At 71.9% G+C, this 23,291-nt stretch carries 25 protein-coding genes; 18 read left to right on the top strand and 7 right to left on the bottom strand.

The annotated features are described in order from the left end of the window. Positions 1 to 109: 109 nt before the first annotated feature. Complete coding sequence (locus tag MKK55_RS23080; RefSeq protein WP_243937825.1) at positions 110 to 1,366, top strand: FAD-dependent monooxygenase; 1,257 nt, start codon at positions 110 to 112, stop codon at positions 1,364 to 1,366. A gap of 92 nt (positions 1,367 to 1,458) precedes the next feature. Here MKK55_RS23080 and ppa read toward each other — a convergent pair whose 3' ends face one another. Both ppa and MKK55_RS23090 read right to left on the bottom strand, forming a co-directional pair. Continuing rightward, the gene (gene ppa / locus MKK55_RS23085) at positions 1,459 to 1,995 is read right to left on the bottom strand and encodes an inorganic diphosphatase (RefSeq protein ID WP_147730016.1); all 537 of its coding nucleotides are present in this window, start codon (positions 1,993 to 1,995) and stop codon (positions 1,459 to 1,461) included. A gap of 117 nt (positions 1,996 to 2,112) precedes the next feature. Continuing rightward, positions 2,113 to 2,619, bottom strand: coding sequence for a GNAT family N-acetyltransferase (locus tag MKK55_RS23090; protein WP_147844117.1), 507 nt, complete (start codon positions 2,617 to 2,619; stop codon positions 2,113 to 2,115). A gap of 192 nt (positions 2,620 to 2,811) precedes the next feature. Here MKK55_RS23090 and MKK55_RS23095 point away from each other — a divergent pair, with 192 nt between their 5' ends. Continuing rightward, positions 2,812 to 3,537 carry a tyrosine-protein phosphatase gene (locus MKK55_RS23095; protein ID WP_147844116.1) on the top strand — a complete coding sequence of 242 codons (726 nt, stop codon included), beginning with the start codon at positions 2,812 to 2,814 and terminating at the stop codon, positions 3,535 to 3,537. A 1-nt stretch (position 3,538) separates the two neighbouring features. On the opposite strand, the gene MKK55_RS23100 is transcribed toward MKK55_RS23095, so the two are convergent. Then, positions 3,539 to 4,399 (bottom strand): prephenate dehydratase, encoded by an 861-nt coding sequence (locus tag MKK55_RS23100; protein ID WP_147729380.1) that lies wholly within the window; start codon positions 4,397 to 4,399, stop codon positions 3,539 to 3,541. Between the two features lie 8 nt (positions 4,400 to 4,407). After that, complete coding sequence (locus MKK55_RS23105; RefSeq protein WP_147729379.1) at positions 4,408 to 5,151, bottom strand: 3-deoxy-manno-octulosonate cytidylyltransferase; 744 nt, start codon at positions 5,149 to 5,151, stop codon at positions 4,408 to 4,410. Between the two features lie 297 nt (positions 5,152 to 5,448). On the opposite strand from MKK55_RS23105, the gene MKK55_RS23110 reads away from it, so the two are divergent. Both MKK55_RS23110 and trpB read left to right on the top strand, forming a co-directional pair. Then, the gene (locus MKK55_RS23110) at positions 5,449 to 6,429 is read left to right on the top strand and encodes a c-type cytochrome (protein WP_243937826.1); all 981 of its coding nucleotides are present in this window, start codon (positions 5,449 to 5,451) and stop codon (positions 6,427 to 6,429) included. A gap of 227 nt (positions 6,430 to 6,656) precedes the next feature. Then, the gene (trpB, locus tag MKK55_RS23115) at positions 6,657 to 7,877 is read left to right on the top strand and encodes a tryptophan synthase subunit beta (RefSeq protein WP_147844278.1); all 1,221 of its coding nucleotides are present in this window, start codon (positions 6,657 to 6,659) and stop codon (positions 7,875 to 7,877) included. A 106-nt stretch (positions 7,878 to 7,983) separates the two neighbouring features. Here the strand turns inward: trpB and MKK55_RS23120 are convergent, their stop codons facing one another. Next, a complete protein-coding gene (locus MKK55_RS23120; RefSeq protein ID WP_243937827.1) occupies positions 7,984 to 9,105 on the bottom strand; it encodes an ATP-dependent RecD-like DNA helicase in 1,122 nt (373 codons plus the stop codon). After that, entirely contained in the window at positions 9,102 to 10,028 is a 927-nt protein-coding gene (gene hemF / locus MKK55_RS23125) for an oxygen-dependent coproporphyrinogen oxidase (protein ID WP_243937862.1), read from the bottom strand. Before hemF ends, MKK55_RS23120 begins: the two co-directional genes overlap by 4 nt. Before the next feature lie 160 nt (positions 10,029 to 10,188). Between hemF and MKK55_RS23130 the strand changes: the two genes are divergently transcribed. Together MKK55_RS23130 and MKK55_RS23135 are read left to right on the top strand one after the other, a co-directional pair. Then, positions 10,189 to 10,614, top strand: coding sequence for a MerR family transcriptional regulator (locus MKK55_RS23130; RefSeq protein ID WP_243937828.1), 426 nt, complete (start codon positions 10,189 to 10,191; stop codon positions 10,612 to 10,614). Continuing rightward, positions 10,550 to 10,951: a carboxymuconolactone decarboxylase family protein gene (locus MKK55_RS23135; RefSeq protein WP_147727510.1), complete on the top strand. Its 402-nt coding sequence runs from the start codon at positions 10,550 to 10,552 to the stop codon at positions 10,949 to 10,951. The genes MKK55_RS23130 and MKK55_RS23135 overlap by 65 nt, the downstream gene beginning before the upstream one ends. Before the next feature lie 99 nt (positions 10,952 to 11,050). On the opposite strand, the gene MKK55_RS23140 is transcribed toward MKK55_RS23135, so the two are convergent. After that, positions 11,051 to 11,512 (bottom strand): tRNA (cytidine(34)-2'-O)-methyltransferase, encoded by a 462-nt coding sequence (locus tag MKK55_RS23140; protein WP_147842697.1) that lies wholly within the window; start codon positions 11,510 to 11,512, stop codon positions 11,051 to 11,053. 168 nt (positions 11,513 to 11,680) lie between these two features. Between MKK55_RS23140 and MKK55_RS23145 the strand changes: the two genes are divergently transcribed. The 12 genes from MKK55_RS23145 to hisF all read left to right on the top strand — a co-directional run bounded on the left by MKK55_RS23145 (position 11,681) and on the right by hisF (position 23,290). Next, a complete protein-coding gene (locus MKK55_RS23145) occupies positions 11,681 to 13,564 on the top strand; it encodes an ABC transporter ATP-binding protein (RefSeq protein ID WP_147859056.1) in 1,884 nt (627 codons plus the stop codon). A gap of 98 nt (positions 13,565 to 13,662) precedes the next feature. Further along, positions 13,663 to 15,099, top strand: a complete 1,437-nt coding sequence (locus MKK55_RS23150; protein ID WP_243937830.1) for an MATE family efflux transporter — start codon at positions 13,663 to 13,665, stop codon at positions 15,097 to 15,099. Between the two features lie 214 nt (positions 15,100 to 15,313). Continuing rightward, on the top strand, positions 15,314 to 15,886 hold the full coding sequence (gene petA, locus MKK55_RS23155) for a ubiquinol-cytochrome c reductase iron-sulfur subunit (protein WP_147842694.1): 573 nt from the start codon (positions 15,314 to 15,316) through the stop codon (positions 15,884 to 15,886). 17 nt (positions 15,887 to 15,903) lie between these two features. Next, a complete protein-coding gene (locus MKK55_RS23160; protein ID WP_147725806.1) occupies positions 15,904 to 17,190 on the top strand; it encodes a cytochrome b in 1,287 nt (428 codons plus the stop codon). Positions 17,191 to 17,210: 20 nt separating this feature from the next. Then, positions 17,211 to 18,122: a cytochrome c1 gene (locus MKK55_RS23165; protein ID WP_147725805.1), complete on the top strand. Its 912-nt coding sequence runs from the start codon at positions 17,211 to 17,213 to the stop codon at positions 18,120 to 18,122. 262 nt (positions 18,123 to 18,384) lie between these two features. Further along, positions 18,385 to 19,260 (top strand): S-methyl-5'-thioadenosine phosphorylase, encoded by an 876-nt coding sequence (locus MKK55_RS23170; RefSeq protein ID WP_147725804.1) that lies wholly within the window; start codon positions 18,385 to 18,387, stop codon positions 19,258 to 19,260. A gap of 88 nt (positions 19,261 to 19,348) precedes the next feature. Next, positions 19,349 to 19,936: an imidazoleglycerol-phosphate dehydratase HisB gene (gene hisB, locus MKK55_RS23175; protein ID WP_147842693.1), complete on the top strand. Its 588-nt coding sequence runs from the start codon at positions 19,349 to 19,351 to the stop codon at positions 19,934 to 19,936. Positions 19,937 to 20,023: 87 nt separating this feature from the next. Then, complete coding sequence (locus MKK55_RS23180) at positions 20,024 to 20,503, top strand: DUF2628 domain-containing protein (RefSeq protein ID WP_147725814.1); 480 nt, start codon at positions 20,024 to 20,026, stop codon at positions 20,501 to 20,503. Positions 20,504 to 20,525: 22 nt separating this feature from the next. Continuing rightward, positions 20,526 to 21,188 (top strand): imidazole glycerol phosphate synthase subunit HisH, encoded by a 663-nt coding sequence (gene hisH, locus MKK55_RS23185; RefSeq protein ID WP_243937833.1) that lies wholly within the window; start codon positions 20,526 to 20,528, stop codon positions 21,186 to 21,188. Between the two features lie 44 nt (positions 21,189 to 21,232). Further along, positions 21,233 to 21,979, top strand: coding sequence for a 1-(5-phosphoribosyl)-5-[(5-phosphoribosylamino)methylideneamino]imidazole-4-carboxamide isomerase (hisA, locus tag MKK55_RS23190; RefSeq protein WP_147725801.1), 747 nt, complete (start codon positions 21,233 to 21,235; stop codon positions 21,977 to 21,979). A gap of 37 nt (positions 21,980 to 22,016) precedes the next feature. Beyond that, the gene (locus MKK55_RS23195; RefSeq protein WP_243935731.1) at positions 22,017 to 22,502 is read left to right on the top strand and encodes a DUF29 domain-containing protein; all 486 of its coding nucleotides are present in this window, start codon (positions 22,017 to 22,019) and stop codon (positions 22,500 to 22,502) included. Between the two features lie 11 nt (positions 22,503 to 22,513). After that, positions 22,514 to 23,290, top strand: a complete 777-nt coding sequence (gene hisF / locus MKK55_RS23200; protein WP_147725799.1) for an imidazole glycerol phosphate synthase subunit HisF — start codon at positions 22,514 to 22,516, stop codon at positions 23,288 to 23,290. Position 23,291 lies beyond the last annotated feature (1 nt).

The raw sequence follows: 23,291 nt of genomic DNA on the forward strand, positions 1-23,291 counted from the left end.
GGCTCGCGGTGCGACCGCGCTTCCCTGCGCCCGCCGGACGAGCCCGCGCGTTGCCTGCGGGCGGAAGCGGTGTCACTTCCTCGCGCGAGGGAACGATGAGGACGAGGCGATGAGGGGTTCGACGACCCGCCCGGGCAGCCGCCACCTGCTGCTCGCGGGCGCAGGCATCCCGGGCCTGTCGCTGGCCCTGGCGCTGCGCCAGGCGCACGGCGACGCGCTCGCCGTCACGGTCTGCGATCCGGGCCTTCCGCGCGCGGCCGAGCGGCAGCGCGGCCGGGCCTTCGCGATCGCGGCCGGCGGCCGGCGCATGCTGGAGCGGCTCGGGATCTGGGACCGGCTCGGGGCGGCGGCCGCGCCGATCACCGAGATGGCGATCAGCGACAGCCGGCTCGCCGACCCGGTCCGCCCGGTCTTCCTGACCTTCGCGCAGACGCCGCGCGATTCCGACGGCCCCTTCGCCCACATGGTCGAGGCGGAGGCGCTGGCGGCGGCGCTCCGCGCGGCCTGCGCGGCGGCCGGCGTCGCGCTCGACCCGGTCGGGATCGCCCGCGCGGTGCCCGACGGCGACGCGATCCGCGCCACGCTCTCCGACGGCCGCACCCTCCGGGCCGCGCTGCTGGTGGCCGCCGACGGGGCGCGCTCGCGCCTGCGCGAGGCGGCCGGGATCGGCTGGGTCGGCTGGTCGTACCCGCAGACGGGCATCGTCGCGACGATCCGGCACGCGCGTCCGCACGGGGGCCGGGCGACCGAGCACTTCCTCCCGAGCGGGCCGTTCGCGATCCTGCCGCTGGCCGACGGGCCGCAAGGGCACCGCTCCTCGATCGTCTGGACCGAGCGGGCCGCCGACGTCGACGCCCTGCTCGGGGGCGAGCCCGACGCGGTGCTGGCCGAGATCGAGCGCCGGTTCACGCCCGATCTCGGGCGGCTGACCCTGGAGCAGGACCCGAGCGCCCATCCGCTCGCCTTCGGCATCGCCCGGCGCTTCCGCGCCGAACGCCTCGCGCTCCTGGGGGATGCCGCCCACGTCATCCACCCGATCGCGGGCCAGGGCCTCAATCTCGGCCTGGCGGATGCGGCGGCCCTCGCCGAGGCGGTCACCGGCGCCCTGCGCCTCGGGCTCGATCCCGGCGCGGCGGACGTGCTCGTCGCCTACGAGCGGGCGCGCCGGTTCGACACGCTGGCGATGGCGGCGGCGACCGACGGGCTCAACCGGCTGTTCTCGAACGACGCCCTACCGCTGCGGATCGCCCGCGACCTGGGCCTCGGCCTCGTCGACCGGATGCCCGGCCTCAAGCGCTTCTTCGTCGGCGAGGCCGCCGCCGCGCGCGGCGCCCAGCCGCGCCTGCTGCGCGGCGAGGCGCTCTGACGTCTCACGTCATCTCTTTGAAGCGCCCGGCTCTCTCCCCGTCCGCGGGGAAGGGAGCCGGGCGCGGGCCTCGATCGGCCCGGGGAAACCCTTCAGGCCTTGGCCTTCTTGGCGCGGTCGATCGCCTCGTGGATCAGGCGGTGGGCCTCGGCCTTGTCGCCCCAGCGCACGAACTTGACCCACTTGCCGGGCTCGAGATCCTTGTAGTGCTCGAAGAAGTGCTGGATCTGCTGGATCGTGATCTCGGGCAGGTCGGTGTAGTTCTCGATCCGGTCGTAGCGCTTGGTGAGGTGGCGCGAGGGCACGGCGATGATCTTCTCGTCCTCGCCGCCCTCGTCCTCCATCACCATCACGCCGACCACGCGGGCGCTCATGATCGCGCCGGGCGCCACGGCGCGGGTGTTGGCCACCAGCACGTCGCAGGGGTCGCCGTCGCCGGACAGGGTGTGCGGGATGAAGCCGTAGTTCCCCGGGTAGAACATCGGGGTGTAGAGGAAGCGGTCGACGACGAGCGCGCCGGCTTCCTTGTCCATCTCGTACTTGATCGGTTCGCCGCCGAGCGGCACCTCGATGATGACGTTGACGTCGTGCGGCGGGTTCTTGCCGATCGAGATGTTGTCGATGATCATGGCGCTGGCGCATCCCGGAAGATCGGGGCCTCGCCCCGTTGTGCGGGTCTCATAAAGCCCTTGGCGCGCGAAGCAAATCCGCGCCGCGCCGCACGCCGCGACGAACGGGAAGAACCGTCAGCCGAACAGGTAGCCGACCTTCGGCAGCGGCACGCCGGCCAAGCGGTCGAGCGCGCGCGGGCCGGGTCGCCCGCCGAGGCCGGCGTAGAAGTCGGCGGCGCGGGCGTTGTCCTCCAGCGTCCAGGCGCCGATCCGCGCCAGGCCGTGGTCGGCGAGGTCGTTGCGGACCGCCAGGAACAGGCGCCGCCCGAGGCCGACGCCCTGGTATTCCGGCCGGAGATAGAGCTCGTCGACCTCGCCCTCGACGCCGAGCGACCGGCTGCGGGCGCGGCCGTAGCCGGCGTAGCCGACCACCGTGTCGGCGGTCTCGACCACCGCGATCGGCCGGCCGCGCTTGAGCGCGGCGCGCCACCACGCGCCGTCGCGCTGCGCGATCAGCCGCTCCAGCGCCACGCCCGGGATGATCCCGCGATAGGCCTCGCGCCAGGCCGCATCGAACACCGCCGACAGCGCGCCGACATCCGCGTTGCGGGCCCGGCGGATGCTCGTGGTGCGGGTGCTCATGGCCGGACCCTTCGGTTCGATCGTGCGGTTGGCGGGGGGCAACCCGCGGCAGGCCGTCAGGTTCGCCCCCGATCGGGGCGAACAGAAGGCAGCCAAGCGCCCTTCGCGACCGGTACAGGCAAGGGAGATGCCGAATTGCCGGCCCGGGGGCGCGCTGATAGAGCCTGCTCCTCGCCACCACCGCGAGAGCCCGTGTTCAACCGCTTCCTCAGCCCCGAGACCCGCTACGCCCGGCGCATGGCCCGCATCGAGCGCTTCGCGCGGCCGATCAGCGGCGCGCCGGCACGGCTCGGCGCCTGGGCGAACATGCTGTTCGTCGATCACGGCATCTTCCGGATGGCCTATCTCAACCGCCACCGGATCGGCACGGGCAAGATGTGGCGCTCGGCCCAGCCGGGCCCGCACCAGCTGGCGCGCTTCCGGGCGGAGGGGGTCCGCACCGTGGTCTCGCTGCGCGGCGGGCGCGAGCACGGCTCCTGGCCGCTGGAGCGCGAGGCCTGCGAGCGCCAGGGGCTCAAGCTCGTCGAGTTCGTGCTGCGCTCGCGCGAGGCGCCCTCCCGCGAGACGATCCTGGCCGCGCGCGACTTCTTCGCCGGCCTCGAATACCCGGCGGTGATGCACTGCAAGTCGGGCGCCGACCGGGCGGGCCTGGGCGCCGCCCTCTACCTGATCCTGCACGAGGACCGCCCGGTGGCGGAGGCCGCGCGCCAGCTCTCGGCCCGCTACGGCCATTTCCGCTTCGCCAAGACCGGGATCCTGGATGCGTTCTTCGCCCGCTACGCCCTGGAGGGCGCAGGGCAGGGGCTCGACTTCCTGACCTGGGTCGAGACCGTCTACGACCCGGAGGCGCTCAAGCGCGGCTTCCGGCCGGGCTTCTGGTCCGACGTGGTGGTCGACCGGGTGATCGGGCGGGAGTGAGCTACTCCGCCGCCGGCCGCGCCGCGTCGCGGAACGGGTGGGCCGGGTAGGTCCCGACGATCCGCAGCTCGCGCGAGAAGTAGGCGAGCTCGGCCAGCGCGCGGGCGAGGCCCGGCTCCTCGGGATGGCCGTCGACCTCGGCGTAGAACTGCGTCGCGGTGAACTCGCCGTCGACCATGTAGCTCTCGAGCTTCGACATGTTGACGCCGTTGGTCGCGAAGCCGCCGAGCGCCTTGTAGAGCGCGGCCGGGATGTTGCGCACCCGGAAGACGAAGCTCGTCACCATCGGGCGGTCGCCCGCCGCCACCGGCAGGGCCTCGGGGCGGAACACCACGAAGCGCGTCGTGTTGTGGGCCTCGTCCTCGACGTCGCGGGCGAGGATGTCGAGGCCGTAGACCTCCGCCGCCAGAGCCGGCGCCAGCGCCGCGCGGGAAGGATCGCCCGCCTCCATCACCTCGCGGGCGGCGCCCGCGGTGTCGCCGGCCACCACCGCCTTGAGTCCGAGCCGCCGGATGATGCGACGGCACTGGCCGAGCGCGTGGACGTGGGTGTGGACCGAGCGCAGGTCCTCGATCCGCGTGCCCGGCAGCACCATGAGCTGGAAGTGGATCGGCAGGAAGTGCTCGGCGACGATGTGCAGGGCCGAGGTCGGGATCAGGTGGTGGATGTCGGCGACGCGGCCGGCGATCGAGTTCTCGATCGGGATCATCGCCGCCTGCGCACGGCCCTCGGTGACCGCCGCGAAGGCGTCCTCGAAGGTGGGGCAGGGCAGGGCGGTCCAGTCCGGGTAGGCCTCCGCGCAGATGATGTGCGAGTTGGCGCCGGGCTCGCCCTGGTAGCTGATGGTCTTCGGATCGGTCATCGCAACGGTCAGTTGAGGCGGCGGGCGCCGAGCAGCGCGCGGGCGCGCTCCAGGTCGGCGGGGGTGTCGACGCCGAGCGGCAGGTCGTCGACGATCGCGGCGTCGATGCGCATCCCGGCCTCCAGCGCGCGGAGCTGCTCCAGCTTCTCGCGGGTCTCGAGCTCGCCCGGCGGCAGCGCCATGAAGCGCGCCAGCGCCCGGCGGCGATAGGCGTAGAGGCCGATATGGTGGAACAGCGGCCCGTCGCCCCAGGGGGCGCGGGCGCGGGTGAAGTAGAGCGCGCGCAGGCGCTCCGGCCCGACCGTGTGGCCGACGAGCTTGACCACGTTCGGGTTCTCGGCCTCCGCCGGGTCGACGATCGGCGCGCACAGCGTGGCGATGTCGACCGCGCGGTCGGCGAGCAGCGCCACCGCCGCCCCGATCGCCCGCGGATCGATCGTCGGCAGGTCGCCCTGCACGTTGACGACGACGTCGTGGTTGCCCTGCGGGTCGACGATCTCCAGGGCCTCGGCGAGGCGGTCGGAGCCCGACGGGTGATCGGCCCGCGTCATCACCGCGACGCCGCCCACCGCCTCGACCGCGGCGGCGATCTCGGCGGTGTCGGTGGCGACGACCACCGGCCCGATCCCGGCCTCGACCGCGCGGCGCCAGACATGCACGATCATCGCCTCGCCGGCGATCAGCGCCAGGGGCTTGTTCGGCAGCCGCGTCGCCGCGAGGCGGGCGGGGATCAGGACGAGGGGATCGGACATCGACGGGCGATCTGCGGGACGGCGGCCGGGCCGCGGGCCGGTGCTTAACAGGCGCCCGCCGGCTTGTCATCGAAGCCGTGCGCCGGGCCTCGGGCGCGCGGCGCGGGCACTCGCGCCGCCCGGGCGCGTCGAGGCGGGCGGCGGCGTGCGACCAATCGTGTGCCGACTGTCACCCATTCCGCCATTGTCAAGGTCGGCTTCGAGCGGCTAAGCACCCTCGAAATCTTCCAAAGTCCGGCGCCGGCAGGCCGGGCGCGGATTCGCCCGCCGCGCAGCGCGACAGGAGTTGAAGAAAGCATGGACTCGTTCGAGCTGAACAAGGTGGCCGGTGCGGTGCTCGGCGCCCTGCTGTTGGTGGCCGGATCGGGCTTCGTCGCCGAGCTGATCTACCATCCCAAGCCCGCGGGCAAGGCCGGCTACGACCTGCCCGAGGCCAAGGAGGAGAGCGCCGCGGCGCCCGAGGCCGCCAAGGTCGAGCCGATCGCCGTGCGGCTGGCCTCCGCCAACGTCGAGAAGGGCCAGGGCGGCACCAAGGCGTGCCAGGCCTGCCACAGCTTCGAGAAGGGCGGCCCGAACAAGGTCGGCCCCGACCTGTGGGAGGTGGTCGAGCGCAAGAAGGGCAGCCACGAGGGCTTCGACTACTCGGCCGGCATGAAGGAGAAGGGCGGCACCTGGACCTACGCCGACCTCGACGAGTTCCTCACGAGCCCCAAGGCCTACGTGAAGGGCACCAAGATGGCGTTCGCCGGCATCAGCTCGCCTCAGGAGCGCGCCAACGTCATCGCCTACCTCCACACCCTGTCGGACAGCCCCAAGCCGCTGCCGGCGGTCGAGAAGGCGGCCGATGCCAAGCCCGCCGATGCCAAGCCCGCCGACAAGCCGGCCGACGCCAAGCCCGCCGACGCCAAGCCCGCCGAAGCCAAGCCGGCGGACAAGCCGACCTCCGAGAAGCCGGCGGCCGGCAAGGCCTCCGAGGGCAAGGACAGCCCGGCCAAGCCCGCCGACAACAAGGCGGAGGGCGCCAAGCCGGTGACCGAGAAGGCGCCCGGCGCGCCCGCCGGCGCCGGCTCCGAGAACCGCAACGCGGTCGAGCAGAAGTCGGCGCCCGAGAGCAGCGGGCCGTCGCCCGCCGCCGACACGGCGCCTGCGCCGACCGCGCCGCCGGCGCCCGCGACCACCGAGGCGCCGGCCAAGGCCGACCCCGCGGCCGAGCAGAAGGCCCAGGATCTCAAGGCGAACGGCAGCGAGCAGGGCGTTCCCGCCGACAAGCCGCAATAGCCCGGCACGGACGGGATCGGACAACGAGGGCCGGGCGGCGACGCCCGGCCCTTTTTCGTCTCGCCGCGACGGTCGGCCCCGGCCGCCATGCGCGGGCGCGTGTTGACCCGCGGGGCGATCCTACCGCAAACCGGACCCGACCCGGCGCGCCCGGTGCGCCACGCACCCGGACCGCCCTTCGCGATCACCGCGTCGCGACCCCACCCTCGCGAACAAGGACGCGATCCGTGACCCTCTCTCCCCCTCCGAACTCGTTCCGCACCGGCCCCGACGAGCGCGGCCGGTTCGGCATCTTCGGCGGCCGCTTCGTCGCCGAGACGCTGATGCCGCTGATCCTCTCCCTGGAAGAGGCCTACGCCGCGGCCAAGGCCGACCCGGGGTTCCAGGCCGAGATGGACGGCTACCTCAAGCACTACGTCGGCCGACCGAGCCCGCTCTACTTCGCGGAGCGGCTGACCGAGCATTGCGGCGGCGCGAAGATCTACTTCAAGCGCGACGAGCTGAACCACACCGGCTCGCACAAGGTGAACAACGTCCTCGGGCAAATCCTGCTCGCCCGCCGGATGGGCAAGAAGCGGATCATCGCCGAGACCGGCGCCGGCCAGCACGGCGTCGCCACCGCGACCCTCTGCGCCCGGTTCGGCCTGACCTGCGTGGTCTACATGGGCGCCGTCGACGTGGCGCGCCAAGCCCCGAACGTCTTCCGGATGAAGATGCTCGGCGCCGAGGTGATCCCGGTCGAGTCCGGCACCAAGACCCTGAAGGACGCGATGAACGAGGCCCTGCGCGACTGGGTCACCAACGTCGCCGACACGTTCTACTGCATCGGCACGGTCGCCGGCCCGCACCCCTATCCGGCGATGGTGCGCGACTTCCAGTCGATCATCGGCCGCGAGACCAAGGAGCAGATGCTGGAGGCCGAGGGGCGGCTGCCCGATTCGCTCGTGGCCTGCATCGGCGGCGGCTCGAACGCGATGGGGCTGTTCCACCCCTTCCTCGACGACCGCGACGTGGAGATCTTCGGCGTCGAGGCCGCCGGCCACGGCGTCTCGTCGGGCCTGCACGCGGCCTCGCTCTCGGGCGGACGGCCGGGGGTGCTGCACGGCAACCGCACCTACCTGCTGATGGACGACGACGGGCAGATCGCGGACGCGCACTCGATCTCGGCCGGCCTTGACTATCCCGGCATCGGCCCCGAGCACGCCTGGCTGCACGAGGCCGGCCGCGTCACCTACCTCTCGGCCACCGACCAGGAGGCGCTCGGCGCGTTCAAGCTGTGCTCGATGCTCGAGGGCATCATCCCGGCGCTGGAGCCAGCCCACGCCCTCGCCAAGGTGCTGGAGATGGCCCCGAAGAAGCCGGCCGACCATCTCATGGTGATGAACCTGTGCGGCCGCGGCGACAAGGACATCCCGCAGGTGGCGGAGATCTTCGGGACGAAGCTCTGAGACTGCAAGCCCTCCCCCGCACCCAAGTCGGGCCTGCCCGACTTGGGCACACAGGGTGCGGATCTCGGGCGAGCACGAGATCCGTCGGGGGAGGGAAGAGCCGGTCCTACACCACCACCGTGATCGCCTGCGCCGCGCGGGTCAGGCCGGTGTAGAGCCACCGCGCCCGGTGCTCGCGGAAGGCGAACGATTCGTCGAACAGCACCACCTTGTCCCACTGCGAGCCCTGCGCCTTGTGGACGGTGAGGGCGTAGCCGTAGGTGAACTCGTCGGTCTCCCGGCGCAGGAAGGCCGGGATCTCCTCCTCGGACCCGGAAATCACGGCGCGTAAAACCTTGATGTCGATGGCGCGCTTGCGCATGCCGGCGTCGTCCTCCGGCACCACGTCGAGGCGGATCGTGTCGGGGCGGGGCGGCGCGCGCAGGGCCTGCACGGTCCAGGTCGAGCCGTTGAGCAGGCCCTTGGTGCGGTCGTTGCGCAGGCAGACCAGCTTCTCGCCCACCGCCGGCATCGGGTCGACGTGGCCGGCCAGCTCCCGCAGCCGCCCGTTGTAGAGACGGCGGGTCTTGTTCATGCCCACCAGCACCTGGTCGCAGTCGAGCACCTGGGTCGGGTCGATGGCGCGGCGCGAGACCACGCGGCTGGCGCCGTACTCGCCGAGCGCGAGCCGGCCGCCCTCGCGCACCGTCATCGCCATGCGCACGATCGGGTCGTCCTTGGCCTGGCGGTGGACCTCGGTCAGCATCACGTCGGGCTCGGCCTCGGTGAAGAAGCCGCCGCCGCGCACCGGCGGCAGCTGCGCCGGGTCGCCGAGCACCAGCACCGGCTTGTCGAACGACAGCAGGTCGTGGCCGAGGTCGGAATCGACCATCGAGCACTCGTCGATGACGATGAGGTCGGCCTTGGCCGCCGGCCCGGCGCGGTTCAGCGAGAAGGCGGGGCCGCCCTCTTCCGTCTCCTTGGTGCGGTAGATCAGCGAGTGGATCGTCGCGGCGTCCTGGCAGCCCTTCTGGCGCATCACCGAGGCCGCCTTGCCGGTGAAGGCCCCGAACACCACCGAGCCGTCGACGTCGTCGGCGATGCGGCGGGCCAGCGTGGTCTTGCCGGTGCCGGCGTAGCCGAACAGCCGGAACACCTGGGCGGCGCCCTTGTCCTTGCGCCAGGCGGCGATGGCCTTCAGCGCCGCGTCCTGCTGCGGGGCGAAGCTTTTGGGGAGATCGTCGCTCACGGCCAGCGCACGGTCGGCGGCAGCGACGACAGGATCGAGGCGACGTTGCCGCCGGTCTTCAGGCCGAAGATCGTGCCGCGGTCGTGGAGCAGGTTGAACTCGACGTAGCGCCCGCGCCGCACCTGCTGCTCCAGCCGGTCGGCCTCGGTCCAGGGCGTCGCGACGTTGCGCCGGACGATCTCGGGATAGGCCGCGAGGAAGGCGCCGCCGACGTCGCGGGTGTAGGCGAGGTCGGCCTGCGGGTCGCCGGTCCAGTGGTAGTCGTAGAAGATCCCGCCGACGCCGCGGGGCTCCTTGCGGTGCGGCAGGTAGAAGTATTCCTCGCACCACTGCTTGTACTTGTCGTAGTTCGCCGCCGGGGCGTGGGCGTCGCAGGCTGCCTTGAGGCAGGCGTGGAAGTGCTGCGTGTCGGGGTCGTCCTGCGTCCGCCGGCGCTCGAGCACCGGGGTGAGGTCGGCTCCGCCGCCGAACCACGTCTTCGTCGTCACCACGAAGCGGGTGTTCATGTGGACCGTCGGCACGTTCGGGTTCCACGGATGCGCGATCAGCGAGATGCCGGTGGCGAAGAAGCGCGGGTCCTCCGCAGCGCCCGGCATCTGGGCGCGGAACTCCGGCGCGAACTCGCCGTGCACCGCCGAGACGTGGACGCCGGCCTTCTCGAACACCCGGCCGTGCAGCATCGCCATGGTGCCGCCGCCGCCGGGCCGGCCGGTGTGGTCGGTCCGCTCCCAGGGGGTTTTTTCGAAGTGCCCAGCCGCAGCGGGTGCGTCCGGATGGAACGGCCCCTCGGCCTCGGCCTCCAGGGTCTCGAGCGCGCCGACGATGCGGTCGCGCAGCGTCGTGAACCACGCGGTCGCCTCGGCCTTGAGCGCCGTGACGTCGGCCTCGGGCAGGCGGGGGCGGGCTGTCTCGGTGTCCGGCATCGTCATGGACGGGATGTCCCACTCCGCCCCGGCGGCGTCAATTCACGCATCGCGAAACCGGGCTTCGACCCGCGCTTGACTTCGAGCGCGCTCGAAGCCGTAGCCTCGATGGCATCGTGGCGAGGGCCAAAGGGTCAAAGGGCCGAAAGGCAAGCGGTGCATGCGGATCGGCGAACTCGCCAAACGCTCGGGCCTGACGGCCCACACCCTCCGCTACTATGAGCGGATCGGGCTGCTGCCGTTCGTCGAGCGGGACGCCGCGGGGCACCGGCACTACGACGGGTCGATCCTGGCCTGGATCGGCTTCCTCGACCGTCTCAAGACCACCGGCATGCCGATCCGGACGATGCTGCATTACGCGGCCCTGCGGCGCGCCGGACCGGCGACGGCTCCGGAACGGCGCCTGCTGCTCGAACGGCATCGCGCGCAGGTCCGCGCGCACGTCGCCGCGTTGCAGGACGCCCTGGCCGCCCTCGACACGAAGATCGCCGGCTATGCCTGCTCGACCGAAGGGATGCACGATGACGACCGACCAGAGCCCGACCCCGGAAAGCCGCTACGCGCGGGGCGCCCGCGCGCTCGCTGAGATCGACGGGCAGGCCGGGGAGCACGTGATCGCGGCGCTGTCCGGCATCGCCCCGGATTTCGCCCGCTACCTGATCGAGTTCCCGTTCGGCGACATCTACAGCCGCCCCGGCCTCGACCTGCGATCGCGGGAGATCGCCACGATCGCAGCGCTGACGGCGATGGGCAACGCCGCGCCGCAGCTGAAGGTGCACATCGAGGCGGGCCTGAACGTCGGCCTGTCCCGCGACGAGATCACCGAGGTGATCATGCAGATGGCGGTCTATGCCGGCTTCCCGGCCGCCCTCAACGGCCTGTTCGCCGCCAAGGAGGTCTTCGCGGCCCGCGCGCCGGCGTGACGGCGTGACGCCGATCGCGCGGGCGCGAGCCACCGCCCACGGCGGCGAACCGGCGCGAGGCGCCCGGCGACACCGTCGGGCGCGCGCGGGCCGGGCGGCTCAGGCCGTCGGCCCGGCCCCCTGCCGGATCGCCTCGCCGCAGATCATCGCCGCGGCGACCGCGACGTTGAGCGAGCGCATCCCGGCGCGGATCGGCACCACCACCCGCGCGTCGGCCGCGGCGTGGACCGCCTCGGGCACGCCGGCCGATTCGCGGCCCATCAGGATGCAGTCGCCGTCGCGGAAGGCGAAGCCCGTGTAGGGCAGGGCGCCCGCGGTGGTGGCGAGCACCAGGCGGATTCCGGCCTGGAGGCGCCATTCCGAGAACGCCGCCCAGGAACGGTGCCGGGTGATCGCGACGTGGTCGAGGTAGTCGAGCCCCGAGCGGCGCAGGTGACGGTCGGACACGTCGAAGCCCGCCGGCTCGACGATCTCGACGGAGAGCCCGAGGCAGGCCGCCATGCGCAGCAGCGTGCCGGTGTTCTGGGGGATGTCGGGCTGGTAGAGCGCGAGGCGGAGCATGCTCCGGGGATATCCGCTTCGGCGCCGCCGACCAATCCACGCCGGCACGGCCGATCCGTGCCGACGCATGACAGCCCCGACGCGCTGCGGCATCGCTCCGCGCTTGGCCGGGACGACCGCGGGCTTACATGAGGGTCACGCCTCCCCGACGCAAAGCACCGTGACACCATGTTCCTCGATTGGCTCGAGCGCCGCATCGACCCGTTCGCGCCCTTCGACGCAGAGCGGATGCCCCCCAAGACCGTGCTCGGCTTCGCCGCGTTCTACCTGCGCCCGATGCGGGCCGCGCTCGCCGCCCTGTTCGTCATCGCGGTGGTGGCGGGCACGGTCGAGGCCTCGCTCTACCTGCTGATGCGCTGGTTCATCGACCTGATGAACGGCGCCGACCGGACGACGCTGCTGCAGGATCATGGGCTCGCGCTGGCGCTCGCCGCGCTGTTCCTCGTGGTGGTGCGGCCGACCACGATCTGGCTGCACGAGGTCGCCTCGAACCAGCTCATCGTGCCGCAGACCACCAACCAGGTCCGCTGGCGCACCCACCTCTACACGCTCGGCCACTCGCTCTCGTACTTCCAGGGCGACTTCGCCGGCCGCCTCGCCAACCGCATCGTCCAGGTCGGCCCGGCGGTGCGCGAGATCGCGGTCGTGTTCATCGACACCCTGCTCTACGTGGCGATCTACGCGATCACCGCGGTCGGCCTGTTCTCGTCGATCTCGGTGTGGCTGGCCTTGCCGGTGGTGGCCTGGATCGCGGCCTATGCCGGGCTGACGGCGTGGTTCGTGCCGCGGGCGCGCGAGCGGTCGCACCGCACCGCCGAGACCCGCTCGGCGCTGGTCGGGCGGGTGGTCGACAGCTACACCAACATCCTCACCGTCAAGCTCTTCGCCCGCGACCGCGAGGAGCGCGCGGCCGTGCGCGAGGCGATCGACAGCAACACCCGGACCTACCTGCACCAGTTCCGGCTGGTGACGCTGACGACGACCCTGCTCGGCATCCTCAACAGCGCCCTGCTGCTCGCCACCGGCGCCCTGTGCCTGATGCTGTGGCAGCGCGGCGGCATGACCACGGGCGAGGCCGCCGCCGGCCTCGCGCTGGTGCTGCGCCTGCTCGCGATGTCGGGCTGGGTGATGCAGACCGTGCGCGGCGTGTTCGAGAACGTCGGCGTGATCCAGGAGAGCATGCAGACGATCAGCCGTCCGCACGGGCTCGTCGACGCGCCCGACGCCGCCGTGCTGAAGGTCGCGGGCGGGGACATCCGCTTCGAGAACGTCGGCTTCCATTACGGCCGCGGCGACGCCAACGTGATCGAGAACCTGTCGCTGCACATCCGGGCCGGCGAGAAGGTCGGGCTCGTCGGCGTCAGCGGCGCGGGCAAGACCACGATCACCTCGCTGCTGCTGCGCCTGCACGACGTCGAGAGCGGCCGCATCACCGTCGATGGCCAGGACATCGCGCGCGTCACGCAGGATTCGCTGCGGGGCGCCATCGCCATGGTCAGCCAGGACACCTCGCTGCTGCACCGCTCGATCCGCGACAACATCGCCTACGGCCGCCCCGACGCGACCATGGACGCGGTCGCCCGCGCCGCCGAGCTCGCCCATGCCGACGCCTTCATCCATGACCTCGTCGACCACAAGGGGCGGCGCGGCTACGACGCCCAGGTCGGCGAGCGCGGGGTGAAGCTCTCCGGCGGCCAGCGCCAGCGCATCGCCATCGCCCGGGTGATCCTCAAGGACGCCCCCGTGCTGATCCTCGACGAGGCGACCTCGGCGCTGGATTCGGAGGTCGAGGCGGCGATCCAGGAGAGCCTCGACACCCTGATGCAGGGCAAGACCGTGCTCGCCATCGCCCACCGGCTCTCGACCATCGCGGCGCTCGACCGCCTCGTGGTCATCGACGAGGGCCGCATCGTCGAGGAGGGGACGCATGCCGAGCTGATCGGCCGCGGCGGCCTCTACGCCCGATTGTGGGAGCGCCAGTCCGGCGGCTTCCTGCCCGACCGGGCGCCCAAACCCGAGCCCCGTCGGATTTCCGACGCGTTGCCGGGGTAGAACGCGCGGAACCAGAGCCCGGAATGACGGGGAGGGCATAGGACCTCTCTGCATTCAAATGGGCGGCCGCGCCGGCCAGATCATCGAGAGACCAAGACATGCCGGCATTCGGCCTCGCGGCCTCGGCCGGGGAGGGGCGGCCTCCCGTCCGGCGACCGTGGATCGCGGAGCTGCGCGCGACCCTCGCGCTCGCCGCGCCCCTCGTCCTCACCAACCTCGCCCAGCACGGGCTGATCACCGCCGACACGGTGATGCTCGGCCGCCTGGGCGCGCCCGAGCTCGCGGCGGCGACGCTGGCCACCAGCCTGTACTTCATCCTGTTCATCTGCGGCATCGGCCTGACCTCGGCGGTGGCGCCCCTGATCGCGGAGGCGCTCGGGCGCGACCGCACCGATTCGGACGCCGTGCGCCGCCTCGTGCGGGCCGGGTTCTGGGCCGCGACCCTCGTCGCGATCCCGCTGATGCTCGGGCTGTGGCACACGTGGGCGCTGCTGGAAGCGATCGGCGAGCCGCCGGCGCTGGCCGAGGATGCCGGCCGCTACATGCGCGCGCTGGAATGGGCGATGTGGCCGGCCCTGCTGTTCATGGTGCTGCGCGGCACCTTCGCGGCGCTGGAGCGCCCGAGCTGGCCGCTCGCCGCCAGCCTGATGGCGCTGCCGGTCAATATCGGCCTCGGGGTCTGGCTCGCCTTCGAGGGCCCCGGACGCCTCGGCATGGGGCTGGTCGGGGTCGGCATCGCCACCACCTGCGCCGCGTTCTTCACCCTCCTCGTGCTCGTCGCGGTGATCCTGCGCGACCGCGGCCTGCGCCGGTACCGGCTGCTGCACCGGGTCTGGCGCTTCGATGCGAAGCGCCTCTCGGCCCTGTTCCGCCTCGGCCTGCCGATGGCGGGGACGGGGCTCGCGGAAGCCGGCCTGTTCGAGGCGGCGGTGCTCGGCATGGGGCTGTTCGGCGCGGCCCAGCTCGCCGCGCACGCGGTGGCGATCCAGATCGCGGCGCTCTGCTTCATGGTCCCGAACGGGGTCGCGCAGGGCGCCACCGTGCGCGTCGGCCTGCGGCACGGCGCGCACGACCCGCAGGGCGTGCGGCTCGCCGCCCGCGTCGCGCTGGCGCTCGGCTTCGGCTTCATGGCGGCCTGCGCTAGCCTCCAGCTCGGCGCGCCGCGCCTGCTGATCGGGCTGTTCCTCGACGTCGAGGCACCCGCCAACGTCGCGGTGATGCCCTACGCGGTCGGCTTCCTTGGCTTCGCGGCGTTGTTCGCGGTGGCCGACGGGGTCCAGTCCGTCGCCCTCGGGATGCTGCGCGGCCTGCAAGATACGAAGGTGCCGATGCTGATCGCCGTCGGCGGCTACTGGGGCATCGGCGTACCCGCCGGCGCGGCGCTCGCCTGGGGGGCGGGGCTGCAGGGCTACGGGATCTGGCTCGGTTTCTGCGCCGGCCTGTTCGTCGTCGCGATCCTGCTCACCGCCCGCTGGCGCCGCCTGACCGCGCTTCGGGACCGCAGGCCCGGGCCCGCCGGGCCGCCCGCGCGATAGGAAACCCGATCCGTGTCGTCCTCCGGCACAGCTTGGCTTGACTTCGGGCGACGTGCGGTCGCATTGCACAGATTAGAACGATGATGCTCTGGTCCGCTCCGCACGGGCGGTCCGACGCGGCGGGCGAGATCGGATTCCCATCCGCCCGGGAGCGCTCCGCCGACCTGCCCGACGCCACGAGATCGGGCGACGGCACACTGGGAGATTGACGACCTTGGCGAACACCTCCGCCGCCGCGTCCACCGGCACCGCCGCCCCGGACGGAACCCGCCGCGACTTCCTGTACCTGGCCACCGGCGCGGGCGCCGCCGTCGGCGTCGGCGCCGTCGCCTGGCCCTTCGTCGCCTCGATGGCGCCGGACGCCGCCACCATCGCCGCCGGCGCGCCGATCGACGTCGACCTCGCCCCGATCACCGACGGCCAGATCATCAACGTGTTCTGGCGCGGCAAGCTGATCTTCGTCCGCAAGCTCACCGAGAAGGAGGTGACGGACATGAAGGCGATCCCGGAGAGCCAGCTCTCCGATCCGGCTCCCTTCGGCACGCGGGTGAAGAAGGGCCACGACCAGTGGCTCGTGGTCTACGGCAACTGCACCCATCTCGGCTGCGTGCCGATCGGCCACCAGGGCAACTTCGAGGGCTGGGCCTGCCCCTGCCACGGCTCGCAGTTCGACGCGGTCGGCCGCGTCCGCCGCGGCCCCGCCCCGATCAACCTTCCGATCCCGCCCTATTCCTTCCAGACCGACGCGAAGATCCGCATCGGCGAGGAAGCCAAGGCCGCGGCCTGAGACACGAGGGACCGCCCATGAGCGCTCACGCCAACGCCTACGTCCCCAAGAGCCGCCTCGCGAAGTGGTTCGAGGCCCGCCTGCCGATCGTCGGGCTGGTGCACTCGTCGTTCGTCGCCTTCCCGGTGCCGCGCAACCTGAACTACTTCTGGACCTTCGGCGCGATCCTGATCGCCTTCCTCGGCATCCAGATCGTCACCGGCGTCTGGCTCGCGATGCACTACGAGCCCTCGGCGACCCAGGCGTTCAACTCCGTCGAGCACATCATGCGCGACGTGAACTACGGCTGGCTGCTGCGCTACGCCCACGCCAACGGCGCGTCGATGTTCTTCGTCGCGGTCTACGTGCACATCTTCCGGGCGCTGTATTACGGGTCGTACAAGGCCCCGCGCGAGGTGCTCTACATCCTCGGCGTGATCATCTACCTCCTGATGATGGCGACCGCCTTCCTCGGCTACACCCTGCCCTGGGGCCAGATGAGCTTCTGGGGCGCGACCGTCATCACCAACATCCTCGCCGCGATCCCCGTGGTCGGCGACACCATCCAGAGCCTGCTCTGGGGCGGCTACTCGGTCGGCAACCCGACGATCAACCGCTTCTTCTCGCTGCACTACCTGCTGCCGTGGATGATCGCCGGCGTCGTGGTGCTCCACGTCTGGGCGCTGCACGTCACCGGCCAGAACAACCCGACCGGCATCCCGATCAAGTCCTCGAAGGACGCGGTGCCCTTCACCCCCTACGCCACGATCAAGGACGTGTTCGCCACCGTGGTGTTCATGATCCTGTTCGCGTGGTTCATCTTCTACCAGCCGAACTATCTCGGCCACGCCGACAACTACGTCCCGGCCAACCCCGCCGTGACCCCGGCCCACATCGTGCCCGAATGGTACTTCCTGCCGTTCTACGCGATCCTGCGCGCGGTGCCGTCGAAGCTCGGCGGCGTGATCCTGATGTTCTCGGCGGTGCTGATCCTCGCGCTCGCGCCGTGGCTCGACACCTCGCGGGTGCGTTCGTGCAACTACCGGCCGATCTACCGCCAGTTCTTCTGGCTGTTCCTTGCGGTCACGGTCATCCTCGGCTGGCTCGGCGCCAAGCCGCCGGAAGGCGGCTACGTCATCGCCTCGCAGATCTGCACCTTCTACTACTTCGCCCACTTCCTCCTCGTGATGCCGATCGTCGGCCTGATCGAGACGCCGAAGGCGCTGCCCGGGTCGATCCTGGAGAGCGTGACCGGGCCGGGCAAGCAGGTGAGCGGGTCCGGGCTGCCGGCGGGCGCCGCCGCGGCGCCGACGACCAAGGGCTGAGGGCAGGACCGGAACCGACGATGAAACTCTCGAGCCTTCTCGCCGCCTCCCTGCTGGCGCTCTCCCTCGGCGCCCCGCTGGGCTCCTCGGCGGCCTCCGCCGAGGACGCGCATGGCGGCAACCAGCCGCCCCGCCTCCAGTGGAGCTACGCCGGCGTGTTCGGCCGCTTCGACCAGGCGCAGCTCCAGCGCGGGTTCCAGGTCTACAAGGAGGTCTGCTCCGCCTGCCACTCGATGAAGCTCGTGGACTTCCGCAACCTCGCGGAGGAGGGCGGTCCCGACTTCTCGGAGAGCCAGGTCAAGGCGCTCGCCGCGACCTACCAGGTCAAGGACGGCCCGAACGACGCCGGCGAGATGTTCGAGCGGCCCGGCCGCCCGGCCGACAAGTTCCCGCCGCCCTTCCCGAACGACCAGGCGGCGGCGGCGGCCAACGGCGGCAAGGCGCCGCCGGACTTCTCGGTGCTGGCCAAGGCCCGCACCTTCGAGCGCGGCTTCCCGTGGTTCATCACCGACGCGCTGCCCTTCGTCGGCTATTCCGAGCAGGGCGTGGACTACATCCACGCGGTGCTGAACGGCTACGAGGAGCCCCCGAAGGGCACCGACGTGCCGGACGGCGTGCACTACAACAAGTACTATCCCGGCCACCTGATCGCGATGCCGAACCCGATCAGCGACGGCCAGGTGACCTACCCGAAGAACGAGGCCGGCCAGCCGGTCGTGCCGGAGACGGTCGACCAGTACACCCGCGACGTGGCGGCCTTCATGGCCTGGGCCGCCGAGCCGCACATGATGGCGCGCAAGGCGCTCGGCTTCCGGGTGATCCTGTTCCTGATCCTGCTCTCGGGGCTGCTGTACTACGTCAAGAAGCGGGTCTGGGCCGACGTCGGCGGCGAGGTCCACGGTCTCCAGCCCGAGCTGCACAAGGCGGGTTGACGCCCGATCGATCCACGGACGACCGAACGGGCCCCTCGCGGGGCCCGTTCGCGTTTTTGCCGCGCGCGCAGTTCGTGATAGCGGGACGCGGAGATCTCGACCTCGCCGAGACCTGCGCGGGTCCCTTCCCCCGGGGGGAGAAGGACAGGATGAGGGGCGTGCGCCGTCCGGAGAGGTCACGCCCCTCACCCCACCCCTCTCCCCATGGAGAGGGAGCCCCGCAGCGGCTCCTACGCGCCACCTTCGACAACGGACGATCGACATGACGGCAGCGGTGCTCGGTGTGATGGGCGGGTCGGGGGTCTACGACCTGCCGGGGCTCGAGGACGTGCGCGAGGAGCGGGTGGCGTCGCCCTGGGGCGAGCCGTCCGACGCCCTGCGGATCGGGCGCATCGGGGACACCAAGGTGGTGTTCCTGGCCCGCCACGGCCGCGGGCACCGCCTCTCCCCGTCCGGCATCGACTACCGCGCCAACATCGACGCGCTGAAGCGGGCCGGCGTCACCGACCTCGTCGCGCTGTCGGCCTGCGGCTCGTTCCGCAACGAGCTGCATCCGGGCCTGTTCGTGCTCGTCGACCAGTTCGTCGACCGGACGGTGGGGCGCGCGTCCTCGTTCTTCGGCAACGGCTGCGTCGCCCACGTCTCGCTCGCCCACCCGGTCGGCCCGAACCTGCAGAAGCGCATCGCGAACGCGGCGGAGGCGGAGGGGATCGCCGTGCATCGCGGCGGCACCTACGTCTGCATGGAGGGGCCGCAATTCTCCTCGCTCGCCGAATCGAAGAGCTACAAGGCGCAAGGGTTCGACGTGATCGGCATGACCAACATGCCCGAGGCCAAGCTCGCCCGCGAGGCCGAGATCACCTACGCCACCATCGCGATGGTCACAGACTTCGACTGCTGGCATCCGGGCCACGACGCGGTCGACGTGGCCTCGGTCGTCGCGGTGGCGCGGGCCAACGCCGACAAGGCCGCCCGCCTCGTGGCGCGGCTCGCCCGCGACCTGCCCGCGACCCGCGAGGATTGCCCGGCCGGCTCGCACCGGGCGCTCGACGGCGCGATCATGACGGCGCCGTCCCACCGCGACCCGGACCTCTTGGCCAAGCTCGACGCGGTGGCGGGGCGCGTGCTCAAGGATTGAGCCGAGCCCTTCCCCCAGCGACGGCTTCCGCACTAGAAGGCACGAAAGCCGGCCGCGTCGGCCCGGCGAACGAACACCCACGAAGACCATGCGCAGCGCCAGCATCAGCCGGAAGACGGCGGAGACCGACGTGTCGGTCTCGATCGACCTCGACGGCACCGGCAAGGCCGGGATCGCCACCGGGGTCGGCTTCCTCGACCACATGCTCGAGCTGTTCGCCCGGCACGGCCTGTTCGACGTCGAGGCGCGGGTGACCGGCGACCTGCACGTCGACCAGCACCACACGGTGGAGGATTGCGGCATCGCGCTCGGCCAGGCCTTCGCGAAGGCGCTCGGCGACAAGCGCGGCATCGCCCGCTACGCCGACATCCACATGCCGATGGACGAGACGTTGAGCCGGGTCGCGATCGACATCTCGGGCAGGCCGTTCCTGGTGTTCCGCACCGCCTTCCGCGTCGAGAAGATCGGTGCCTTCGACACCGAGCTGGTGCGCGAGTGGTTCCAGGCCTTCGCCATGAACGCCGGCATCACGCTCCACGTCGAGACGCTCTACGGCGACAACGCCCATCACATCGCCGAGAGCTGCTTCAAGGGGCTGGCCCGCGCCTTGCGGAAGGCCGTCGCGGTCGATCCCCGCGAGGAGGGACGCGTTCCCTCGACCAAGGGTTCGCTCTAGGCGAGGATCGCGGACGGCCGTCGCGGCGGGCTCGCGCAGCCGCCTCCGGCGTTCGGCCGACAGGAAAGGGAAGGGGTCGCCATGAGGATGCGCAGCTACACGCTCCATCTGCCGCACGAGGCCCGCTCCGGCGAGGCGCACGACCTCGACCGGGCGCAGCTGGTGCCGGACGGGTTCTCGTGGGCGGCCTTCGCCTTCTCGGTGCTGTGGTTCCTCTATCACCGCCTCTGGCTCGCAGCCCTGCTGGTGCTGGCCGGGCTCGGCGCCACCGCACTCGTCGGCTACGGCCTCGGCCTGTCGCCCGCCGCCGGCACCGCGATCACGCTGCTGGTCCTGGTGCTGATCGGGCTCGAGGCGTCCTCGCTCCGGCGCTGGACGCTCGCCCGCAACGGCCGGCCGGCGCGCGACGCGGTGGTGGCCTTCAACGCCGACGAGGCCGAAGCCAAGGCGATGACGCGCTGGCTCGACCCCGCCCCCGCGCCGACCGTCCGGGCCTCGACCGCGTTCGCGGGCAACCGCGCGGCCGAGCCTGTGATCGGCCTGTTTCCCGCGCAGGGCGGCCGGTGAGCGTCTTCGAGGAACAACGACCGTGAGCGCCGAGACCGTCGCGATCATCGATTACGGGTCGGGCAACCTGCACTCGGCGGCCAAGGCCTTCGAGCGGGCGGCCCGCGAGGCCGGGCTGCCGGAGACCCGCATCGTCGTCACCGGCGATCCGGACGCGGTCGCGTGCGCCGACCGGATCGTGCTCCCCGGGGTCGGCGCCTACGCCGATTGCCGCCGCGGGCTCGACGCCGTCCCCGGCCTCGTGGCGGCGATGACCGATGCCGCCATCGGGTCGGGGCGTCCCTTCCTCGGCATCTGCGTCGGCATGCAGCTGATGGCTACCCGCGGCCTCGAATACGAGACCACGGAAGGCCTCGGCTGGATCTCCGGCGACGTCGGCCCGATCCGGCCGTCCGACCCCACGCTCAAGATCCCGCACATGGGCTGGAACACCCTGACGCCGTCCCGCGACCATCCGCTGCTCGACGGCATCCGCACCGGGCCGGACGGGCTGCACGCCTACTTCGTGCACAGCTTCGCCCTGAAGGCGGATCGCCCGGACGAGGTCGTCGCCGAGGCGGCCTACGGCGGTCCCGTCACCGCGATGGTGGCGCGCGACAACCTCGCCGGCACCCAGTTCCACCCGGAGAAGAGCCAGCATCTCGGGCTGGCCCTGCTCGCGAACTTTCTGCGCTGGCGGCCGTAACCGCCGCGCCTTCCTTCGAACGACCAGAAGAAACGAGCGTCCGCGTGATCCTGTATCCGGCCATCGATCTCAAGGAAGGGCACTGCGTCCGCCTCGTGCAGGGCGACATGGCCCAGGCCGTGGTGTTCAACGACGACCCGGCGGCGCAGGCCCGGGCCTTCGCCGAGCAGGGCTTCTCCTGGCTCCACGTGGTCGACCTCGACGGTGCCTTCGCCGGGGCGCCGATGAACGCGGCCGCCGTCGACGCGATCCTCGCCCAGGTCGACATCCCGGTGCAGCTCGGGGGCGGCATCCGCGAGATGCGCACGCTGGAGGGCTGGCTTGAGAAGGGCGTCGCACGGGTGATCATCGGCACGGCGGCCGTGCGCGACCCGGCCTTCGTCCACGAGGCGGCGCGGCGCCATCCCGGCAGGATCGCGGTGGGCATCGACGCCAAGGACGGGCGCGTCGCGGTGGCGGGCTGGGCCGAGACCTCGAGCATGACCGCCGAGGACCTCGGCCGCCGGTTCGAGGATGCCGGCGTCTCGGCGATCATCTACACCGACATCGCCCGCGACGGCATCCTGAAGGGCCTCAACATCGAGATGACGGTGGCGCTCGCCGAAGCCGTGAGCATCCCGGTGATCGCGTCGGGCGGCCTCGCCTCGATCGAGGACGTGCACCGCCTGCTCGAGCCCGACTGCGCGATGCTGGCCGGTGCGATCACGGGGCGCGCCCTCTACGACGGCCGCATCGACCCGCGCGCGGCGCTGTTCGCGATCAGGGCGGCGCGCGGAGGCGGCGCTTCGTGATAGGCTCGCCCGGTCAAGGGTTTGCCGGGAGGCGGCGATGACGGCTTCGGCGAAGGCGGCGCGACCGGCCGAGACCGGGACGGCCTACGCGGACGACTTCTACGCCTGGACGCAGGAGCAGGGGGCACGCCTCCGGGCGGGCGACCTGACCGGCCTCGATCGGGAGAACCTCGCCGAGGAGATCGAGAGCTTGGGTCGCAGCCAGTTCAGCAGCCTCGTCGGCGCGTGGCGCATCGTCCTGCTGCATATGCTCAAGTGGGATCACCAGCCATCGCGACGGACGCGAAGCTGGGTGATCTCGATCGCGACGCATCGGGTGGCTGCGGCCGACGAGCTGGCGGACAGTCCCGGCCTGAAGAGCCGTCGGGTGGAAGCGATGGAACGCGCCTACCGCCGCGCCCGTCTCGAAGCGGCTGACGAGACCGGCCTTCCGCTGAAGACCTTTCCCGAGACCTGCCCCTACACCCACGACGAGATGCTCACGCGTCCCTTCGCGATCGACCCCGACGACACGACCGCCTGAAGGCTCCCAGCGTGCTCAAGACCCGCATCATTCCCTGCCTCGACGTCAAGGACGGCCGCGTCGTCAAGGGCGTGAAGTTCCTCGAGCTGCGCGACGCGGGCGATCCGGTCGAGGCGGCCAAGGCCTACGACGCGGCCGGGGCCGACGAGCTCTGCTTCCTCGACATCACCGCGAGCCACGAGGCGCGCGGCACCCTGCTCGACGTGGTGAGCCGCACGGCGGAGGCCTGCTTCATGCCGCTCACCGTCGGCGGCGGCGTGCGCGCGGTGGCGGACGTGCGCGCGCTGCTGCTCGCCGGCGCCGACAAGGTCGCGATCAACACCGCGGCTGTGAACGATCCCGACCTCGTCGCGCGGGCCGCCGAGAAGTTCGGCGCGCAATGCGTCGTGGTGGCGATCGACGCCAAGCGCACCTCCGCGCCGGGCGAGCCGGACGCGTGGCAGATCTTCACCCATGGCGGCCGCACCCCCACCGGCCTCGACGCGATCGCCTTCGCCCGCACGGTGGCGGCCAAGGGAGCGGGCGAATTGCTCGTCACCTCCATGGACCGGGACGGGACGCGCTCGGGCTACGACCTCGCGCTGATCCGCGCCGTCGCCGACGCGGTGACCGTGCCGGTGATCGCCTCGGGCGGCGTCGGCGGGCTCGACGACCTCGTGGCCGGCGTCGCCGAAGGCCATGCCAGCGCGGTGCTCGCGGCCTCGATCTTCCATTTCGGGGAAGCCAGCGTCGCCGAGGCCAAGGCGCACATGGCGGCGGCCGGCCTCGCGATGCGGCTGGACGCCTGAC

It is taken from the genome of Methylobacterium sp. J-059 (assembly GCF_022829485.1).
Taxonomy (GTDB): Bacteria; Pseudomonadota; Alphaproteobacteria; order Rhizobiales; family Beijerinckiaceae; genus Methylobacterium.

Excerpts from the sequence above, each read along its gene's own strand:
- MKK55_RS23195 (WP_243935731.1), top strand. The coding sequence starts at position 22,017 with ATGACGGCTTCGGCGAAGGCGGCGCGACCGGCCGAGACCGGGACGGCC.
- MKK55_RS23150 (WP_243937830.1), top strand. The coding sequence starts at position 13,663 with ATGCCGGCATTCGGCCTCGCGGCCTCGGCCGGGGAGGGGCGGCCTCCC.
- MKK55_RS23180 (WP_147725814.1), top strand. The coding sequence starts at position 20,024 with ATGCGCAGCTACACGCTCCATCTGCCGCACGAGGCCCGCTCCGGCGAG.
- MKK55_RS23080 (WP_243937825.1), top strand. The coding sequence starts at position 110 with ATGAGGGGTTCGACGACCCGCCCGGGCAGCCGCCACCTGCTGCTCGCG.
- MKK55_RS23160 (WP_147725806.1), top strand. The coding sequence starts at position 15,904 with ATGAGCGCTCACGCCAACGCCTACGTCCCCAAGAGCCGCCTCGCGAAG.
- MKK55_RS23165 (WP_147725805.1), top strand. The coding sequence starts at position 17,211 with ATGAAACTCTCGAGCCTTCTCGCCGCCTCCCTGCTGGCGCTCTCCCTC.
- MKK55_RS23100 (WP_147729380.1), bottom strand. The coding sequence starts at position 4,399 with ATGACCGATCCGAAGACCATCAGCTACCAGGGCGAGCCCGGCGCCAAC.
- ppa (WP_147730016.1), bottom strand. The coding sequence starts at position 1,995 with ATGATCATCGACAACATCTCGATCGGCAAGAACCCGCCGCACGACGTC.
- MKK55_RS23090 (WP_147844117.1), bottom strand. The coding sequence starts at position 2,619 with ATGAGCACCCGCACCACGAGCATCCGCCGGGCCCGCAACGCGGATGTC.
- MKK55_RS23130 (WP_243937828.1), top strand. The coding sequence starts at position 10,189 with ATGCGGATCGGCGAACTCGCCAAACGCTCGGGCCTGACGGCCCACACC.
- hemF (WP_243937862.1), bottom strand. The coding sequence starts at position 10,028 with ATGCCGGACACCGAGACAGCCCGCCCCCGCCTGCCCGAGGCCGACGTC.
- MKK55_RS23110 (WP_243937826.1), top strand. The coding sequence starts at position 5,449 with ATGGACTCGTTCGAGCTGAACAAGGTGGCCGGTGCGGTGCTCGGCGCC.
- MKK55_RS23170 (WP_147725804.1), top strand. The coding sequence starts at position 18,385 with ATGACGGCAGCGGTGCTCGGTGTGATGGGCGGGTCGGGGGTCTACGAC.
- MKK55_RS23105 (WP_147729379.1), bottom strand. The coding sequence starts at position 5,151 with ATGTCCGATCCCCTCGTCCTGATCCCCGCCCGCCTCGCGGCGACGCGG.
- MKK55_RS23140 (WP_147842697.1), bottom strand. The coding sequence starts at position 11,512 with ATGCTCCGCCTCGCGCTCTACCAGCCCGACATCCCCCAGAACACCGGC.
- MKK55_RS23135 (WP_147727510.1), top strand. The coding sequence starts at position 10,550 with ATGACGACCGACCAGAGCCCGACCCCGGAAAGCCGCTACGCGCGGGGC.
- hisB (WP_147842693.1), top strand. The coding sequence starts at position 19,349 with ATGCGCAGCGCCAGCATCAGCCGGAAGACGGCGGAGACCGACGTGTCG.
- MKK55_RS23145 (WP_147859056.1), top strand. The coding sequence starts at position 11,681 with ATGTTCCTCGATTGGCTCGAGCGCCGCATCGACCCGTTCGCGCCCTTC.